The following is a 1,222-nucleotide window of genomic DNA, read 5'->3' on the forward strand; positions in this document are numbered from 1 at the left end:
GTGGATCTCCAGCGCGCGCTGGATGCGCTGTGCGTCGTTGGGCGCCAGCCGCGCCGCCGTGACCGGATCGACTTCGGCCAGCATCGCATGCAGCGCCGGCCAGCCGCGCTGCTCGGCCAGCTTGTCGAGCTCGGCGCGCACCTGCGGATCGGCCTGCGGCAGATCGTTCAGGCCCTGGGTCAGCGCCTTGTAATAGAGCATGGTGCCGCCCACGATGAGCGGCTCGCGGCCACGCGCGCGGATCGCGTCGATCAGCGCATTGGTATCGGCGACGAATTGCGCGGCCGAATAGCTGTCGGCCGGATCGATGATGTCGATCAGATGGTGCGGCACCGCGGCCAGTTCGGCGGCAGAGGGCTTGGCGGTGCCGATGTCCATCTCGCGATAGACCAGCGCCGAATCCATGCTGATGATCTCGATCGGCGCGCGCGCGGCCAGTGCCAGGGCGGCCGCGGTCTTGCCCGAGGCGGTGGGGCCGAGCAGGCAGACGATGGGAGCGGGCGAGGCGGAGGCCATGGAATAAGCGGACAACGACGAAGCGGACAACGACAGCGCGCGGCCTTACTGGCCGCGCAGGAACAGCCGGTCCAGCTCGGCCACGGTCAGCTGGACCCAGGTCGGCCGGCCATGGTTGCACTGGTCGGCGCGCTCCGTCTGTTCCATCTGGCGCAGCAGCGCGTTCATTTCCTCGACGGTCAGCTTGCGGTTGGCGCGCACGGCGCTGTGGCAGGCCAGCGTCGCCAGCAGTTCGTTCTGGCGCTCGGCCAGCACGCGCGAACCGCCATAGGCATGCAGGTCGCGCAGCACGTCGCGCGCCAGCGCCTCGGCGTCGGCCTGCTTCAGCAGCGCCGGAATCGCGCGCACCGCCAGCGTGGTCGGCGAGACCGGCGCGATGTCGAAGCCCAGCAGCGCCAGCGTGTCCTGGTGTTCCTCGGCGGCGCCGATCTCGACCGGGCTGGCCGGCAGCGTGACCGGAATCAGCAGCGGCTGCACCGTCATCTGGCGCGCGTCGAGCGCGGTCTTGATCTGCTCGTACAGGATGCGCTCGTGCGCGGCGTGCATGTCGACCAGCACCAGGCCGCGCGCGTTCTGCGCCAGCACGTAGATGCCGTGCAGCTGCGCGATCGCGTAGCCGAGCGGATGATCGTCGGTCTCGTCCTGCTGGCCGTCGCCGGCGCCCGGACCTTGCATCGGCGCACGGTCGAGCAGCGACGGCGGTTCG

General features: G+C 70.3%; 2 protein-coding genes. Both read right to left on the reverse strand.

The features are described from left to right. The coding region (gene miaA, locus AC6EI8_RS26605) for a tRNA (adenosine(37)-N6)-dimethylallyltransferase MiaA (protein WP_498383408.1) at positions 1–516 on the reverse strand (516 nt) is incomplete at its 3' end. A 45-nt stretch (positions 517–561) separates the two neighbouring features. After that, on the reverse strand, positions 562–1,222 hold a 661-nt coding region (locus AC6EI8_RS26610), incomplete at its 5' end, for a DNA mismatch repair MutL family protein (protein WP_498383409.1).

The sequence above is a fragment of the Cupriavidus sp. R6-3 genome, from assembly GCF_059772245.1.